Origin of the sequence: Clostridium sp. Ade.TY, from assembly GCF_000498355.1 — a bacterium.
In the GTDB taxonomy this organism is placed as follows: domain Bacteria; phylum Bacillota; class Clostridia; order Clostridiales; family Clostridiaceae; genus Clostridium.
On the sequence record NZ_AVSV01000028.1, the window covers coordinates 153,695 to 169,465 of the forward strand.

General features: G+C 25.2%; 18 protein-coding genes. 2 read left to right on the forward strand and 16 right to left on the reverse strand.

What is annotated here, in order from left to right; translation table 11 throughout:
* Nucleotides 1-13 precede the first annotated feature (13 nt).
* The 6 genes from O212_RS0111260 to O212_RS0111285 form a co-directional block, all read right to left on the reverse strand.
* Nucleotides 14-1,783: a bifunctional diguanylate cyclase/phosphodiesterase gene (locus O212_RS0111260; RefSeq protein WP_024615209.1), complete on the reverse strand. Its 1,770-nt coding sequence runs from the start codon at nt 1,781-1,783 to the stop codon at nt 14-16.
* A gap of 19 nt (nt 1,784-1,802) precedes the next feature.
* Complete coding sequence (locus O212_RS17045) at nt 1,803-1,925, reverse strand: hypothetical protein (RefSeq protein ID WP_278244710.1); 123 nt, start codon at nt 1,923-1,925, stop codon at nt 1,803-1,805.
* Nucleotides 1,926-2,050: 125 nt separating this feature from the next.
* Nucleotides 2,051-2,239, reverse strand: a complete 189-nt coding sequence (locus O212_RS0111270; protein ID WP_024615210.1) for a DUF4250 domain-containing protein — start codon at nt 2,237-2,239, stop codon at nt 2,051-2,053.
* 22 nt (nt 2,240-2,261) lie between these two features.
* Complete coding sequence (locus tag O212_RS0111275) at nt 2,262-3,017, reverse strand: carbohydrate deacetylase (RefSeq protein ID WP_024615211.1); 756 nt, start codon at nt 3,015-3,017, stop codon at nt 2,262-2,264.
* Nucleotides 3,018-3,055: 38 nt separating this feature from the next.
* Nucleotides 3,056-4,387, reverse strand: a complete 1,332-nt coding sequence (locus O212_RS0111280) for an MATE family efflux transporter (RefSeq protein ID WP_024615212.1) — start codon at nt 4,385-4,387, stop codon at nt 3,056-3,058.
* Between the two features lie 303 nt (nt 4,388-4,690).
* Nucleotides 4,691-5,053, reverse strand: coding sequence for a C-GCAxxG-C-C family (seleno)protein (locus tag O212_RS0111285; RefSeq protein ID WP_024615213.1), 363 nt, complete (start codon nt 5,051-5,053; stop codon nt 4,691-4,693).
* A gap of 127 nt (nt 5,054-5,180) precedes the next feature.
* Here O212_RS0111285 and O212_RS0111290 point away from each other — a divergent pair, with 127 nt between their 5' ends.
* Nucleotides 5,181-5,861 (forward strand): Crp/Fnr family transcriptional regulator, encoded by a 681-nt coding sequence (locus tag O212_RS0111290; RefSeq protein ID WP_024615214.1) that lies wholly within the window; start codon nt 5,181-5,183, stop codon nt 5,859-5,861.
* A gap of 27 nt (nt 5,862-5,888) precedes the next feature.
* Here the strand turns inward: O212_RS0111290 and O212_RS0111295 are convergent, their stop codons facing one another.
* From O212_RS0111295 to O212_RS0111305, 3 genes are all read right to left on the reverse strand, one after another.
* The gene (locus O212_RS0111295) at nt 5,889-6,755 is read right to left on the reverse strand and encodes an ATP-binding protein (RefSeq protein WP_024615215.1); all 867 of its coding nucleotides are present in this window, start codon (nt 6,753-6,755) and stop codon (nt 5,889-5,891) included.
* Nucleotides 6,756-6,840: 85 nt separating this feature from the next.
* Nucleotides 6,841-7,407, reverse strand: a complete 567-nt coding sequence (locus O212_RS0111300) for a DUF3867 domain-containing protein (RefSeq protein WP_024615216.1) — start codon at nt 7,405-7,407, stop codon at nt 6,841-6,843.
* An 88-nt stretch (nt 7,408-7,495) separates the two neighbouring features.
* Nucleotides 7,496-8,002: a hypothetical protein gene (locus O212_RS0111305; RefSeq protein WP_024615217.1), complete on the reverse strand. Its 507-nt coding sequence runs from the start codon at nt 8,000-8,002 to the stop codon at nt 7,496-7,498.
* A 173-nt stretch (nt 8,003-8,175) separates the two neighbouring features.
* Between O212_RS0111305 and O212_RS16860 the strand changes: the two genes are divergently transcribed.
* Entirely contained in the window at nt 8,176-8,325 is a 150-nt protein-coding gene (locus O212_RS16860; RefSeq protein WP_173391488.1) for a hypothetical protein, read from the forward strand.
* 37 nt (nt 8,326-8,362) lie between these two features.
* On the opposite strand, the gene O212_RS0111315 is transcribed toward O212_RS16860, so the two are convergent.
* Genes O212_RS0111315 through hemA form a run of 7 tightly spaced genes read right to left on the reverse strand, consistent with a single transcriptional unit; the run spans nt 8,363 to nt 15,588 of the window.
* Complete coding sequence (locus O212_RS0111315; protein ID WP_024615218.1) at nt 8,363-9,118, reverse strand: sirohydrochlorin cobaltochelatase; 756 nt, start codon at nt 9,116-9,118, stop codon at nt 8,363-8,365.
* 2 nt (nt 9,119-9,120) lie between these two features.
* On the reverse strand, nt 9,121-10,407 hold the full coding sequence (hemL, locus tag O212_RS0111320; RefSeq protein WP_024615219.1) for a glutamate-1-semialdehyde 2,1-aminomutase: 1,287 nt from the start codon (nt 10,405-10,407) through the stop codon (nt 9,121-9,123).
* 13 nt (nt 10,408-10,420) lie between these two features.
* On the reverse strand, nt 10,421-11,386 hold the full coding sequence (gene hemB, locus O212_RS0111325; protein WP_024615220.1) for a porphobilinogen synthase: 966 nt from the start codon (nt 11,384-11,386) through the stop codon (nt 10,421-10,423).
* Nucleotides 11,387-11,388: 2 nt separating this feature from the next.
* Nucleotides 11,389-12,861, reverse strand: coding sequence for a uroporphyrinogen-III C-methyltransferase (gene cobA, locus O212_RS0111330; protein WP_024615221.1), 1,473 nt, complete (start codon nt 12,859-12,861; stop codon nt 11,389-11,391).
* Nucleotides 12,862-12,879: 18 nt separating this feature from the next.
* Nucleotides 12,880-13,749 carry a hydroxymethylbilane synthase gene (hemC, locus tag O212_RS0111335; protein ID WP_024615222.1) on the reverse strand — a complete coding sequence of 290 codons (870 nt, stop codon included), beginning with the start codon at nt 13,747-13,749 and terminating at the stop codon, nt 12,880-12,882.
* Nucleotides 13,750-13,762: 13 nt separating this feature from the next.
* A complete protein-coding gene (locus O212_RS0111340; protein ID WP_024615223.1) occupies nt 13,763-14,434 on the reverse strand; it encodes an NAD(P)-dependent oxidoreductase in 672 nt (223 codons plus the stop codon).
* Entirely contained in the window at nt 14,392-15,588 is a 1,197-nt protein-coding gene (gene hemA / locus O212_RS0111345) for a glutamyl-tRNA reductase (RefSeq protein ID WP_024615224.1), read from the reverse strand. The genes O212_RS0111340 and hemA overlap by 43 nt, the downstream gene beginning before the upstream one ends.
* Nucleotides 15,589-15,771: the final 183 nt, after the last annotated feature.

Genomic DNA, 15,771 nt, shown 5'->3' on the forward strand with positions numbered 1-15,771 from the left:
TTCATTGGCTGCTTTACTTTATTAAACTAAATTTTTTATCAAATAAAATTTTTATATTTTCTAATTTATCTGGTTTACTAAAATAATATCCTTGTATTTTATCACAATTAATTTCTTTTAATATTTTTACTTGCTCAAAATTTTCTACACCTTCTGCAATAACTTCTATTCCTAATTTGTGAGAAAGCTGAATTATATTTTCTACAATACATCTCACTTTTTCATTATGTAGTATATCTACAATAAAACTTCTATCTATTTTTAATATATCAATAGGTAGTCTAGTTAAGTAATTAAGCGAGGAATATCCTGTCCCAAAATCATCTAATGCAATACTTACTCCAAGCTCTTTTACAGCATTTAAAATATTTACATTTTTATTAAATGATTTCATAAGTATACTCTCTGTAATTTCAACTTCTATATACTTAAGTGGGATTTTATATTTTTTTAACAAATCTTCAAAATCATTTATTACTGTATTATACCTTAACTGTAACTCTGATAAATTTATTGCTACTTTAAAATCATCATATCCATCATCTAATAGTTTTTTAACCTTTTTAAAAACTTCTTCTATAACAAATCTTCCAATAGGTAATATTAACCTAGTTGATTCAGCTATTGGTATTATCTCATTTGGACTTACAATACCAAGTTCTTTACTATTCCATCTAAGTAGTGCTTCCATACCATGCATTTTTAAATCAGATAAAGATATATTAGGCTGAAAAAGTACAAATAATTCATTTTTAACTAATGCTTCTTTTAAACACCTTTGTAATGTATATATTCTTTTAAGTTCTACTGATATACTGTTATCAAAAAATGTATATCCATTTTTTCCATTTTTTTTAGTGTAATACATAGCTGTATCTGCTGATTTTAATAATACATCAAAATCTCTTCCATTATGTGGGGATATAGCTATACCTATACTTGCTGTAACGTAAAGCTCCCTTTCTTCTACATATAATGGAATATCAAATATATCAATTATTTTTTTTGCAAAATTTTCTGCCTCATCTATATTTACTATAAATGGTTTAAATATAATAAATTCATCTCCGCTATGCCTGCATATTATATCTTTTTTATCTAATCTTTTTTTTAATTCATCTGCTATTTTTAATAGTAATTCATCCCCAATTTCATGATTAAAGATATCATTTATAAACTTAAAATTGTCTATATCTACTAAAAAGAGCGCACCCAATCCTTCACATTCTTCATATTTTACTAAATGATTATTTACTAAATTTTTTATAAACTTCTTATTTGGCATTCCAATAGTAATATCATAATCTAACACCTTATTATATTCTTTTTCTAAAAGCTTTTCATATGTTATATTACTTAGTATCCCAATATATGAAAAATCATCATTTACAATACTCTCATTTCTCCTTATAGTGCACTTAAACCAATACATCCTATTTTCATTATCAACACATTTCACAGTGAATTCATTAACATCATCTTCATCTAAATTACTTATTATTTTGTTAAATAATGTAACACTATCTTTGCTAAATTTAGATAAAAATTCTTCTTTTGTTAATTCTATCGTATATTTATCTTCATCAAATATAGTATTTACAAATCCACCAATTAGCTGAACATTGTTTTTGTTAGAACTCCACTTTATGAATGTGTCTTTTGCATACCTAGAAATATTTTTAATAGATTCTAAACTTATGGATGCTTTGAAATTTTTATCTTTTGATAAATTATTATCAAAAAATATCTCAACATTTTTGATATCTCTATCATGCCTCTTCATTTTTTTACCTCAAATTTGATTATTCATTTTCATCCTTTTTTAAAGTTTCATCTTTTCTTTTCTTATCATTAATTAATGTAGCTACAAGTGCTGTTGTAGCGGCTAATAAAACTGCAAATTTACCTGTTTTTTTGACGTTCATACTAAAACCATCCTTTCAAATTCAAGCATTTCTTCATATATTATAACCTATATTATACCATTTATTCCACAGTTAATTTAAAATAAAAAAGTATCTTAAAATTTAAGATACTTTTTTATTTTTACTTATTTAAACTGATTTAATTCTTTATTATATATATAATTAGCTTCTTTTAACTTATTTGTTAATATGTCCTTATTAATATCCATATCGTAACATAAAGCATCTAGATTTGAATAGTAATCTCTTAATTTAAGATTTAATATACTTAAAAGTATATTTACATCCATTTCTTTTATTTCTTCTGTTGTCATAACTTCACTTCCTATATATTAATTATAAATCTGAAAAACTTATAACTTTTATATTATTTTTTGAAATATAGTCTTTCATATTCTCTGATGTAAGTATTTCTAATTCTTTTTCTCTTATCATATTATATGATGATATATTATTAAGCTCTTTTCCATTATTAGATGGATGAGCCATAAATTCTACAGTATTATATTTATCTTTTAAATAATATAATCTTTCTTTTAAATACTCTAAAGATATATTATTTAAGTAAAATGAATTATCAAAATAATCCGGACATACCACTCTCTTTTCTTTTAAAATATGTTTATCTTCATTAAATGGACATCTCATAGGAACCTTTAATTCATCTGCTATATCTACAACTAAATTAAATATTTCTTTATTAAATCCATAAAAATGATGATGACTATCTATATGGTTAATTTTCATTCCTGTTTTCTTAAACTTATCTATTTGTGCTCTAATTTCTTTTTCAGCTTCTATAATATTTATATCCTTAGGTATAAGATCAGGTCTTCTATAAAAATTTCCATTTTCATCACATATACTATTTACTTCTGAAACTTCACTTACAGGTTTTCCACACGTAAAATTTAAATGAATTCCCATTTCATATATTCCAGAATCAAAAGCTAATTTTATGGCATCTTCAAAAAATGGCATATTTGCCATAGCACTAGTATCACCCATTATTCCATCTTTTAAACATTTTATTATTGCCTCTGATACACCTTTAGTTAAACCAAAATCATCTCCATTAATTAATAATCTCATGTTCCCACATCCCTTTTATCTTATTTTAAAATATATTTTTAACTTACAATAACTTTATTTTCTACATATCGAACTAATAAAGTAGATATTATAACAACTAAAGATTCAACTATTGGTATAGTCATCCAAACTCCATTTAGTCCAAATATATTTGAAAATATATTAAGTATTATAAATATTAATATTAACCCTCTCATTAAAGATAAAAAAATTGAAAATCTAGACTTTTCTATAGCTTGCAGAAAACCAATATTTATAATATTAACTCCTGCTGGAATAAATGCTATAAAATAAATCATTATTCCAACCTTTGCAACTTCCATTAATTCATCTTTACTACTTGAAAATATACTAACTAAAACTTGAGGCTCTAAAATTCCTATAACAAAAAATATTATTCCAAGTGAAAAAGAAATTTTAGTTCCTATTTTATATATTGATAAAACTCTATCCATTTTATTAGCCCCATAATTTGTTCCTAAAAGTGGTTGTATTCCTTGGGATATCCCACTAAATATTGCTATAAATATTAATGCAACATTTGCTATTATACTATATGCTGAAACAGCAATATCTCCACCTATACTTAACAATCTCATATTAAACATAAGTATTACTATTCCACCTGATATTTCTAAAATAAAACTTGCAAAACCATTTGTAATTATTCTTTTTATGTACTTATAAGATAAATTTTTAATATTAAATTTTATTCTACATGATTTTTTTAAAAAATGTGTAAGTAAAACAAAAACTCCAAAAAGCTGTCCTATAGTTGTGGCAAGTGATGCACCTTTCATTCCCATATTTAAATTAAATATAAAAATATAATCTAAAACTATATTTATAATATTAGTAACTATTATTGCCCACATTGCAACTTTAGGATCATGATCATTTCTTACAAATACATTTAAACAATTAGATAGTATATATATAATACTTGAAAACAAAATAACTTTTAAATAATCCATTACTAATGGTAGAAGTTCATTAGATGAACCTAAAATAATTGCTATTTTATTTAAATAAAAGCTACCAAAAACTGAAAATATTATCCCAACCAATAGAGCTAAAACTATTGATGTAGTAAATATTTCATTTAAAACATTATATTTTTTTCTACCAATATTTATTGCAAGTGCTGTAGCTCCTCCAACTCCAAATATTAATCCAGTTGCTGAAAATATATTATATACAGGTATTGATATATTAAGAGCCGCTAATCCATCATTTCCAATGCCTCTTCCAATAAACATAGTATCTAAAAATATACATAAAGATAACCCTATCATGCCAATTACACTTGGCAACATAAATTTAATAACTAAACTAATTATATTATCATTTATTGGATCTAATTTTTTCATAAAAAGCTACCTCTTAATTAATAATTTTATTAATATATTTTTCTACATTATTAAAGTTATTTATTCAAATATCTCTATATATAAAATACTTTTCAAATACATAAATGTCAAGATTAACTAATAATTATATATTAAACCACAGATAATCATTAGTTTAAAATTTGTAGGATAATACCTAAAGCAATTTTAATATAAAATAATGCACTAAAAGGAGCAATAAATTATTAATTCATTGCTCCTTTTAAAACATTTTATTTTCAACATTATCTTTAAACATAACGTACTATTTTAAATGCTTTTATTTTAATTATCTAATATATCATTAAGTGCTTCATATGCGAAATTTATTATTTCTCCACATCCAACTTTATTCTTTTTTAAATCTAAACATATTTCTGAACTATATTTTTCTCTAACTCTATTCATAAGCTCTCTTGAATAAATTCTTGCTTCATTTTTTTCTATTTTATTTTCTCTTCCTTTTAAATATCCAATTATTAATACTGCAGCATTAACTGCACCACAAAGACTTCCAACTGTTATTCCTGTCCCCATTCCACTTCCAAGTGATACTGGAATATCAGTATTATGCTCTTCATTATATGATTTTATTATAGATTCTGCACAAGTATATCCTTGACTGTGGTATTCTGATGGCTTTATCATTATACATTTCTCCTTAAAATTTTATTTTTATTCTCTATATATAATATATAATTTTTTTATTTTTTTCTGTGACATTATCACATGTAAGTGATAATATTTAATTATATCAGATTATGGAGGTATTTTAATGATAAATGAAGATAATTTATTTTATTTAAAAGAATTTCTACCTTTTTTCAATGAATTATCTAAAGATGAATTAAATAAATTATTATCAATAAGTCATATACAAAATTACTCAAAAGGTGATTTAATAAACTCAAAATATTCATCAAATTGTTCAGGTATTATACTTGTTTTAAAAGGACAAATTAGAAGTTTTATTCATTCAAAATCAGGTAAAGAAATTACTATCTTTAGACTTCTTAGTAGAGATTTTTGTTTATTATCTGCATCTTGTGCTTTTAAAAATATGTCTTATGATGTAAGTCTTCAAGCTGAAGAGAATTCATTAGTTTTAATTATAAATGGAGCTTATTTTAAAAGTTTATCTGATTCTAATATACATGTTCAAAAATTTTTATTTGATTTAACTCAAGATAAACTATCAGAAGTTTTATGTTTAATTGAAGATATAGTATTTTTAAGTTTTGATAAAAGACTTAGTAAGTTTTTAATAAATGAATCATTTCTTCAAAACACTACTACTTTAAATATAACTCATGATTCAATTGCAAATAATTTAGGTTCTGCAAGAGAAGTAGTTAGTCGTATGCTTAAAAAATTTGAATTATTAAATATACTTAAACTTCATAGAGGTAAAATAGAATTAATAGATAAAACTAAACTAATAGAACTATCAAAATAAAAAAAGATGATTTTTAAATCATCTTTTTTATTCTTCGTTATAAAAATCTAAATAAGAATGTTTTACCCCGTCTTTTTCCCATCCTAGTATAGAATCCATTGAAACATTTTCTGCTGCTTTAAATATTGATTTATCAACACCATCAAAGTTTTCTTTTAAGTTCTTTATTAAGTCTTTTATTTCAAATCTCTTATTTCCAACTTTTTTAGCTGCAACCATACATGCACAATTAAGTGGCCATATTCCACTATAATTTATAAATCTTTTTATGTAATCTTCTTCTATAAGATACATTGGTCTTATAAGTTCTAATCCTTCAAAATTTTGTGATTTTAATTTAGGAAGCATAGTCTTAAAGTTACCAGCATATAAAATATTTAAAAGTGTAGTTTCTATAACATCATTATAATGATGACCAAGTGCTAGTTTATTACAACCTAGTTCCTGTGCTTTTGCATATAATGAACCTCTTCTCATTCTTGCACAAAGATAACATGGATAATCACTAGCTTTTTCATCTATAACATTAAATATTCCTGATTCATAAATATGTGCTGGTATATTTAAATAATTTAAATTATCTACTAATAATTCTTTTATTTGCTCATGATATCCTGGATCCATAGCAATAAATTCTAATTCAAAATTTATTTGTCCATGTCTTTTTAATTCTTGAAAAAGTTTTGCCATTAAAAGCGAATCTTTTCCTCCAGATATTGCAACAGCAATTTTATCTCCTTCTTCAACTAAATTATATTGTTTAATAGCCTTAATAAATTTAGACCAAATATTTTTTCTGTATCTTTTTACAATACTTCTTTCTATTTCTTTTAAAGGCTTTTTTTCCTCTTCTGGAATTAATCTTGGACATCCTTGTCCTGCTATATCGCTCATCTTATCACCTCATCCATCAAAATATTATATCATCTTTTAAAAAAAAATAAAATTAAAAGTCAGAAAATAATCTGACTTTTAAACTTTAATATTCATAAATATTACTATTTTGACATATTGTTATTTTTAAAGTATCTCCCTCAACCATCTTTTTGTATGAACATAAAAACTCATTTAACTCATTATCATTTAAATCAATAGCTTTTTCACTTATAAGTGTTACATATTCTTTATCTAAGTTTATTTTAACATCATTTATTTGATTTTTTATATAATAAGTATCAACTGTTTTTGATTCAACTTTTTGATTATACTTTTCCTTAAAAGACATCTTCTTTCTCATTATTTCATAATCTGGTTGAATATCTTCTAAATTTAAATCAACACCCATACTTTTAAGACTTTCTTCCATACTAGATGGGTCAAACCCATATCTCTCCATAACCTTTTTTTGAATTTCAAAAAGTTTCTTTTGAGATATATTATTTTTTTCCATGTAATCTGCAATTTTAGTTGAAAAATCACTTAAATTCATTTCACCAGTTTGAGTTTTATAATATAAATCATACATATAACTTTCAAAATTATCTATATCTTTTTCATTTACTCTATTTTTTAATTCATTAAAATCAATTATTCTATCATCGCTCATAAATTTCAGCTCCTTAAAAAAAATTTACGTCCCCTTAAATCATATTATATATCAAAATAGGATACCAAAAAAGTGGTATCCTAAATATTTATCTTCCATTACTTAAAGATATCTTTGTTTTTATATTTTTCTTATTTCCAACTACTTCATTATCAGCTGCTTTTAAAAGTTTCCATTGTCCATAAAGATTTATTAAATACATTGGAATTACAAGCATTGATAAAAAAGGAATAATACTTACTACTAATGAAGATGCTCCAATTGCAATAGGTATTATACTAACATTATATTTTTTACATATTTTAAAATACATATAAACAGAATACACAGTATATAACGTCATTGCAATATCTGCAATTAATCCTCTACTAAACATAGCTACAACTAAAGTGAATACAAATCCAATATTTCCTTTTCCCAAAGTAATTAATATGTATGCATTACCAACAGGTATCCATGAAAGCCATGGCTTGTCTAATTTTTCTTTTTTAGCTATTTTATAAAGAGCTAAAGAAACAACAATATAATTTATAAATGAGAAAATAGTCATTACAATAAATATTGTACTTAATGATTTTATTAATTCTTCTGGCATTTTTAATCTCCTATCTAAGAAACTTAATATTTATATATATTTTATCACAAAACATCATATTTTAAACTATTTTGTAAACTTTTTTTCTAATTAGTAAATTTTATTTTTATATTTTATGAATAACCAAATTATATATGCACAAAATAATCATTATTGTAAGGAGGTTTTTTAGTATGAAAAATAAAAAGAAAAATCAAAAAAGAAGTACAATTAATTCGCCTGAACCTAATGATGGAACTTTTATAAACAGAAGTCCTAAAGATAGTTTTTCAGCTGAAGGAACAGTTAGATATGGAGAAGAAACTGATGTAGATGATATTTAAAAAAATAAAGAGGTAATTTTAAATTACCTCTTTATTTTTATTCTATAATCATATTATCAAATACATCTAAAACTATATTTCTAAATAGTTTATTTTCCGATAAAACTTTATCAATCACTTCAACTTTTATATTCATAGATTTAAGTTTACTTAATATACTATCATCTTTATCAGATATAATATCTATGTTAAAATGATATCCTTTCGTTATAAGAACAGGAATTATAGCTAACTCTTTTATTTTATCTCTTTTTATATCTTCTAGTAAATATTTATAACCATCTTTATTATTAATTAATGCTATATAGCTTTTATCTAACTTGTTATTAACTTCTATAGATTTTCTTATATATTTTTCTTCAAAATTATCTTTACTTCCTAATATTCCATGACAAATAAATAATATGTTTTTATATTTATTAATATAAAAATCTATTAGATCTTCTCTTTCTTCCATTAAAGGTTTAGTAACTTTAATTTTATCAAAATACTTTTTGTACTCATCTGTAGCTTCTAATACTTTTGAATATTCTTTGCCCCTAGATAAATACAAAGCTTCTACATAAACTTTTTTATAATTATTATTTTTAAGCTCTTCTAAAGTTTCTTTATAACCTTTTATATCTACTGTTAATTTACTAATCATCTTTTCACTTGTTAAAGAAAAAAAGTAATCATATTCTTTTCCATATTTATCTTTTATATCTTTTAAAAAGGGTAATAAGTATTTATTAAAGCCTTCATCTTTTGCTGTTCCAAAAGCTACAATAACGACAGCTTTTTTATTATTCATTTCTATTTCACTTCACTTTTTGCAAATTCTTCAAAAGCGTTTAAAAATTTATCTATATGTTTTTCTTCATGTTTCACTGATAAAAATAACGCCTCAAATTGTGAAGGTGGTATATTAAATCCTGAATTTAACATATGAAGGAAATATCTTTTAAATCTATCTCCATCACACTTTTTAACATCTTCATAAAATTCTACTTTTTCTGCATCTGTAAAGAATACTGTCATCATTCCACCAACTCTATTTACAACAGTTCCTATTCCATACCTTTCAGAAATTTCTTTTATACCATTTTCAAATTTTTTTCCTAAACTCTCTATATGATCATATAAATTTAAATTATTTTTAAGTTTAGTTAATGTAGTAAGACCTGCTGCCATAACAATAGGATTTCCTGACATAGTTCCTGCTTGATATACTCCTCCTAAAGGTGAAAGCTTTTCCATTATATTTTTCTTTCCGCCATAAGCACCTGATGGAAGTCCACCTCCCATTATTTTAGCATAAGTTACTAAGTCTGGTTTATCTTCAAAAAGACTTTGAGCTCCTTTAAACGCTACTCTAAATCCACTCATAACTTCATCAAATATTAAAAGTGCTCCATATTCATCACATAGTCTTCTTAATGTTTTTATGAAACTATCTTTAGCCTTTATAACACCCATATTACCTGCAACTGGTTCTATGATTACACAAGCAATATCATCACCATACTTTGAAAATAATTTTTCCATACTTTCTTCATCGTTATATATACCTATTAAAGTATTTTCTATACTTCCTTCTGGTATACCTAATGATCCTGCTATTCCTTCTGTAAGCACTCCTGAACCTGCTTCAACTAAAAACCCATCAAAGTGACCATGATAACATCCAGCAAACTTTACAATTTTATTTTTCTTAGTATATCCTCTTGCAAGTTTTATAGCACTCATAGTAGCCTCTGTTCCTGAGTTAACCATTCTAATCATTTCAACTGTATCTAAGTTTTCGCACATAAATTTACTCATATCAAGTTCAAGTTTAGTTGGAGCTCCAAAAGCTAATGCTCTTTTTGATTCTTCATTTATTGCATTAACCACATCTTTATCACAATGACCAAGTATTAATGGTCCCCATGCTAAAACAAAATCAACATATTCTTTATTATCTTCGTCTTTAATTATAACTCCTTCTCCACTCTTTATTACTGGAGGAGTTATTCCCATATCTTTAAAAGATCTAACTGGACTATTTACACCACCTGGCATGTAAATTTTTGATTCTTCAAATATTTTTTCGTTCATCATAAATAACATCTCCTTACTTTCTTAAAAGCTTAGAAGCTTCTAATGCATGATAAGTAATTATTATATCCGCTCCTGCTCTTTTCATTGATGTTAAAGTTTCAAGTATAATTCTATTTTCATCTATTAATCCCATTTTACCAGCAGCTTTTATCATTGCGTATTCACCACTTACATTATAAACACATACAGGAAGATTAACAGTATCTCTAACTTCTCTTACTATATCTAAATATGAAAGAGCTGGCTTTACCATTACAATATCTGCTCCTTCTTCTATATCATATAAAACTTCTTTTATTGCTTCTCTTCTATTTGCTGGATCCATTTGATATGTTTTTCTATCTCCAAATGAAGGTGCTGAATTTGCAGCAGCTCTAAATGGTCCATAATAAGCTGAACAATATTTAGCTGAATAACTCATTATAGAAACATTTTTAAATCCTTCTTTATCAAGAGCTTCTCTTATTCTATATACTCTTCCATCCATCATATCTGATGGTGCTATAACTTCTGCTCCTGCTTTAGCATGAGATACAGCTATTTTACATAAATAATCTAATGTTTCATCATTATCTACATCATGATTATGTATTATTCCACAATGTCCGTGATCTGTATATTCACACATACAAACGTCTGTAACTATTAATATATCATCTGTTATTTCTTTTATTTTTCTTACTGCCTTTTGTACAATTCCATCATCTGCAAATGCTTCACTACCACAAGCATCTTTATGCTCTGGTATTCCAAATAAAATTATTCCTTTTATTCCAAGTCTTACAGCTTCATTTATAACTCCATCTAGCATATCAACTGAATAATGATACACTCCTGGTAAAGATTTAATTTCTCTTTTTATTCCATTACCTTCAACAACGAATAATGGTAATATAAAATCTTCTGGAGCTAGAGAAGTTTCTCTTACTAAACTTCTCATATTTTCATTTACTCTTAATCTTCTTCCTCTTCTCATCATTATTAATGCACTTCCTTTAATATATCCTTTATCTCTTTTAAAAATCCAGCTTGTGAATGTTCCTTACAAACAAATGCATCCACACCGCTTTCCTTTAATGCTTTGTTAGTTATAGGTCCTATTGCTATACATATTTTTTCTTTTATTTTATTAAGTCCTACCATTTCTTTCATATTTTCAAATGTTGATGGTGATGTAAATAAAATTGCATCAACTTCATCAAAAGCTCTAGTATTTTTAACTTCGCCTTTTTCTACATCATAAACATTTATTTTAGTAACTATAGCACCTAAAGTTTTAAGTTGTTCTGCTAAGAAAGGTCTACTTTTTGATGATGATGGTATAAGTACTCTATCTCCTTCATTCACAAAAGGTTTTATAGTTTCAAAAAGTGCTTCACCAACAAACTCTCTTGAAGTTTTAAATGGAATTATACCTCTTTTTTCTATTGCTTTAGTTGTTGCTTTTCCTATAGATGATATTTTAGCCTTTATACTTCTTACATCAATCTGTTCTCTAACTAAATAATCAAAAAATTTATTAACTCCATTTACTGAAGTAAATACTATATGATCAAATAAGCCTAATTCTTCTTTAATAGCATCAAGTTTATCTGATGTATCTTTTATTACTATAGAATTTATTTCTGTAACTTCAGCCCCTAAAACTTTAAGTTCATTTTTTAAGTCTTTAGCTTGTTCCTTTGAACGTGTTATGCATATATTTTTACCAAATAAAGGCTTATTTTCATACCATGATAATTCATTTTCTAAAGATACAACATCTCCAACTACTATTATACATGGAGATTGTAAATTTGCTTCTCTAGCTTTATCACCTATATTTTCTAAGTTTCCAATAACCTTCTTCTGTTTTGAAGAAGTTCCTCTCATAACTACAGCAGCTTTAGTATTTTTATCTTTTCCATATTTTATAAGCTCACTCGTGATTTTATCAATATTTGAAAGACCCATCATAAATACTAATGTTCCATTTTCTTTTGCTAAAGCTTCATAATTAACATTTAAATCTTTAGCCGACATACCAGTTACAATATGAAAACTTTGTGCTATTCCTCTATGTGTTATTGGAATGCCTGCATAATTTAATACTGCAATAGGTGATGTAACCCCTGGTATAACTTCAAAGTCTACACCAGCTTCCTTGCAAGCTAAAACTTCTTCTCCTCCTCTTCCAAATACATATGGATCTCCGCCTTTTATTCTACCTACTATATGTCCTTCTTTAGCAAGTTTTACAATCATTTCATTTATTTCTTCTTGTGTCTTATAATGAGCTCCTGGCTCTTTTCCACAATAATAAATTTTACAATCTTCATTTAAATAATTCAAAATATTATTTGAAACTAATCTATCATAAAGTACTGCTGTACATTCATTTATTACTCTTTTTGCCTTTAAAGTTAAAAGTTCTTCATCTCCAGGTCCTGTCCCTATAATATAAGCTTTGCTCATAGTCTTCCTCCTAAATATCTATTTACTTAATATTTTATCAGCTAAAGTTTTTCCTAACTGCTCACCATTATTTTTATTTCCTATAATCTCTTTTCTAACTACTTTTCCATTAACTAAAAACGTACCAATCATATATAAGTTATCCTCTTGAATTTCAGAGTAAACTCCAATCATACTATGACAATCTCCTCCTAAAGCTCTCATAAAACTTCTTTCAGATAAAACTTGTAATCTAACTTCTTGATTATCAAGTTTTTCTAAAACTTCTTTACCTTCTAAACTTTCAAGACATTCTATACCAAGTGCACCTTGTCCAACTGCTGGTAAAAATACTTTAGGATCAAAATAATCTGTTATTATATTTTCCATATTTAATCTTTTAAGTCCAGCTGCAGCTAAAATTATTCCATCCATATTTTCTTCTTCCATCTTTTTAAGTCTTGTCTGAACATTACCTCTTATAGGAACAATTTTCAAATCTGGTCTAAGCTCTTTAAGCATAATTTCTCTTCTTAAACTACTTGTTCCAATTACCGCACCTTTTTTTAAATCATTAAAATGTATTCCATTTGAAGATACAAATACATCTCTTATATCTTCTCTTTCTGGAATACATATAAGTTCAAATCCTTTTGGAAGTTCATGTGGTACATCTTTCATACTATGAACAGCTATATGAGCTTCTTTATCTATCATTTTTTGTTCTATTTCTTTAACAAATAAGCCTTTTCCACCTATTTTATTTAAAGTTATGTCTAATCTTCTATCACCTTCAGTTACAACTAAAAGTTTTTCACCTTCTACATTAACTTTCTTTAACAAATCTATAAATCTATCTGCCTGAACTTGAGCTAACATAGATTTTCTTGTTGCTACTATAAATTTCATTTTTTCACCCTACCTAAATATAAAATAATTTATTTACTAAATCATTATCATAAAAAATATTCAACAAAATCTTTTCCTTACCTTTATCTATAGCTAATTTAAAATCATCACTTATTATAAAATTTAATATTTCTTCTTTATTGCAATCTATATTTTTTAAATTATTTCTAATTATAGAGGTTACCTTTATAAATTTATCTAAATTTTTAGCTTCATTTAATATTTTATTTGATACAAATCTTGCGCCTTTTGGATTTCCTCTTAAAGTATTAATACCTATAATCATCTCATTAGATTTTATATTCATAGGTATCATTCCAATACTTTTTTTAATATCATTACAATTTATATAAATTTTATCTTTCTCTTTGCAATCCTTTATTATATTATCCATAGCAAGCTTATCATCTATTGCAATAATAATTATATTTTTTCCTTTTAAGTATGTTTTGTTGTATTCACCTTTTATTATCTTCAAATTTTCATTTTTTATTTTATAAAAGTCTTCACTTATATCTTTTCCAACAACAACTACTTTGCTTCCACCTTTTAAAAAAGTTTTTGTCTTAATAAAAGCAGCTCTTCCAGCGCCTATTACTAAAACACTTAAGCTTTCAGAATAAAGTGAAATCATTAATCTATTTAAATTTCCTCCGTGAATATCTTCTCTAGAATTCTCATACATTCATTACCACGACCTTTTATAGTTTCTTCTTTCAAAACTTCTATAGCCTTATTTACATAAGCATCTGATGTACTTTTCATGAGCATTTTAACTAACTTGTCTTCTTTACTCTCTTTATTTTTAAATGTTTCATATCTTTTTTTATAAATTAAATCACCATGTTTTTTAAAATTTATTATATATGGAGTTACTTCCCTAAGTCTTCTCCAATTATTATAAATTTCTATATATTCATCTATTAAATAATAAAACTCATCCATTCTTTTTAATCTAAGTTCTTTATTTATATCATCTATTTTACTAATTTCATCTATATTATAAACAGTAACTCTATCTATCTTTTTAACTTCTTCACTTACATCTCTTGGAATTGCTAAGTCAAATACAATAATATCTTCACCTTCATTAATTATCTCTTTTTCTGTAATTACAGTATGAGGTGCTGATGTACAAGATATTATAGCATCAACATTATTTATGTACTTATCTCTATCATTAAAACTTATTATTTTAATATTTTCTTCATCATAGCTTACAGAATTTATATTTCTTACAGCTATGATTACCTCTTTAACATTGTGAGATAATAAATGTTTAACAACAAGTTTTCCTACATCCCCATGTCCTAAAACCATAATTTTTTTACAATTACTTTCTATAGCTTTATTAACAGCAATTGATGCTGATGACACTGGTATTTCATAAAGTTTAGCCTCATTTCTAAATTTCTTACCACATGTTATTCCTTCTTGAAATAATCTTTGAAGTTCTAAATTTATTGATTTAGCTTCTAAAGCATACATATAAGCATCTTTTACTTGACCTAAAATTTGATCTTCGCCTAATATTTTAGAATGAAATCCACATATTACTTTAAATAAATGTCTTGCTGCATCATCACCTGTTATATAAAAAATATATTCTCTTAATTCTTCATCCCATCCAAATGCTTTAAATATTTTTTCTAAAGCCTCTTTTTCAGATAAAGAATGATTAAAATATATTTCTGTTCTATTACAAGTACTTAATATAACTACTTCTTTAAGGCTTTCTTTTAGTTCCTTTGTTGCTTTTTCTCTAAGGGTTTGCTTTACAGAAAATTTTTCCCTTATATGCAATGGAATATGTTTGCGTATTCCTAAAACTGCTATCATCTTCTCACTCCATTAATTAATTTATATAAAATTATAAAATATTATTTATAACTATCTTTACCATTATACAACGATTTATATATATCTTCTATTTTATTTTTTCATTATATTTTATTAAATAAAAAATATCACTAGAAATATGACTTTCAATATAAATTGTAAATCAGATTCTAGTGATATTCA

Coding starts and splice junctions, on each gene's coding strand:
- O212_RS0111260 (WP_024615209.1), bottom strand. CDS start 1,783: ATGAAGAGGCATGATAGAGATATCAAAAATGTTGAGATATTTTTTGAT.
- O212_RS17045 (WP_278244710.1), bottom strand. CDS start 1,925: ATGAACGTCAAAAAAACAGGTAAATTTGCAGTTTTATTAGCCGCTACA.
- O212_RS0111270 (WP_024615210.1), bottom strand. CDS start 2,239: ATGACAACAGAAGAAATAAAAGAAATGGATGTAAATATACTTTTAAGT.
- O212_RS0111275 (WP_024615211.1), bottom strand. CDS start 3,017: ATGAGATTATTAATTAATGGAGATGATTTTGGTTTAACTAAAGGTGTA.
- O212_RS0111280 (WP_024615212.1), bottom strand. CDS start 4,387: ATGAAAAAATTAGATCCAATAAATGATAATATAATTAGTTTAGTTATT.
- O212_RS0111285 (WP_024615213.1), bottom strand. CDS start 5,053: ATGATAAAGCCATCAGAATACCACAGTCAAGGATATACTTGTGCAGAA.
- O212_RS0111290 (WP_024615214.1), top strand. CDS start 5,181: ATGATAAATGAAGATAATTTATTTTATTTAAAAGAATTTCTACCTTTT.
- O212_RS0111295 (WP_024615215.1), bottom strand. CDS start 6,755: ATGAGCGATATAGCAGGACAAGGATGTCCAAGATTAATTCCAGAAGAG.
- O212_RS0111300 (WP_024615216.1), bottom strand. CDS start 7,407: ATGAGCGATGATAGAATAATTGATTTTAATGAATTAAAAAATAGAGTA.
- O212_RS0111305 (WP_024615217.1), bottom strand. CDS start 8,002: ATGCCAGAAGAATTAATAAAATCATTAAGTACAATATTTATTGTAATG.
- O212_RS16860 (WP_173391488.1), top strand. CDS start 8,176: ATGAAAAATAAAAAGAAAAATCAAAAAAGAAGTACAATTAATTCGCCT.
- O212_RS0111315 (WP_024615218.1), bottom strand. CDS start 9,118: ATGAATAATAAAAAAGCTGTCGTTATTGTAGCTTTTGGAACAGCAAAA.
- hemL (WP_024615219.1), bottom strand. CDS start 10,407: ATGATGAACGAAAAAATATTTGAAGAATCAAAAATTTACATGCCAGGT.
- hemB (WP_024615220.1), bottom strand. CDS start 11,386: ATGATGAGAAGAGGAAGAAGATTAAGAGTAAATGAAAATATGAGAAGT.
- cobA (WP_024615221.1), bottom strand. CDS start 12,861: ATGAGCAAAGCTTATATTATAGGGACAGGACCTGGAGATGAAGAACTT.
- hemC (WP_024615222.1), bottom strand. CDS start 13,749: ATGAAATTTATAGTAGCAACAAGAAAATCTATGTTAGCTCAAGTTCAG.
- O212_RS0111340 (WP_024615223.1), bottom strand. CDS start 14,434: ATGTATGAGAATTCTAGAGAAGATATTCACGGAGGAAATTTAAATAGA.
- hemA (WP_024615224.1), bottom strand. CDS start 15,588: ATGATAGCAGTTTTAGGAATACGCAAACATATTCCATTGCATATAAGG.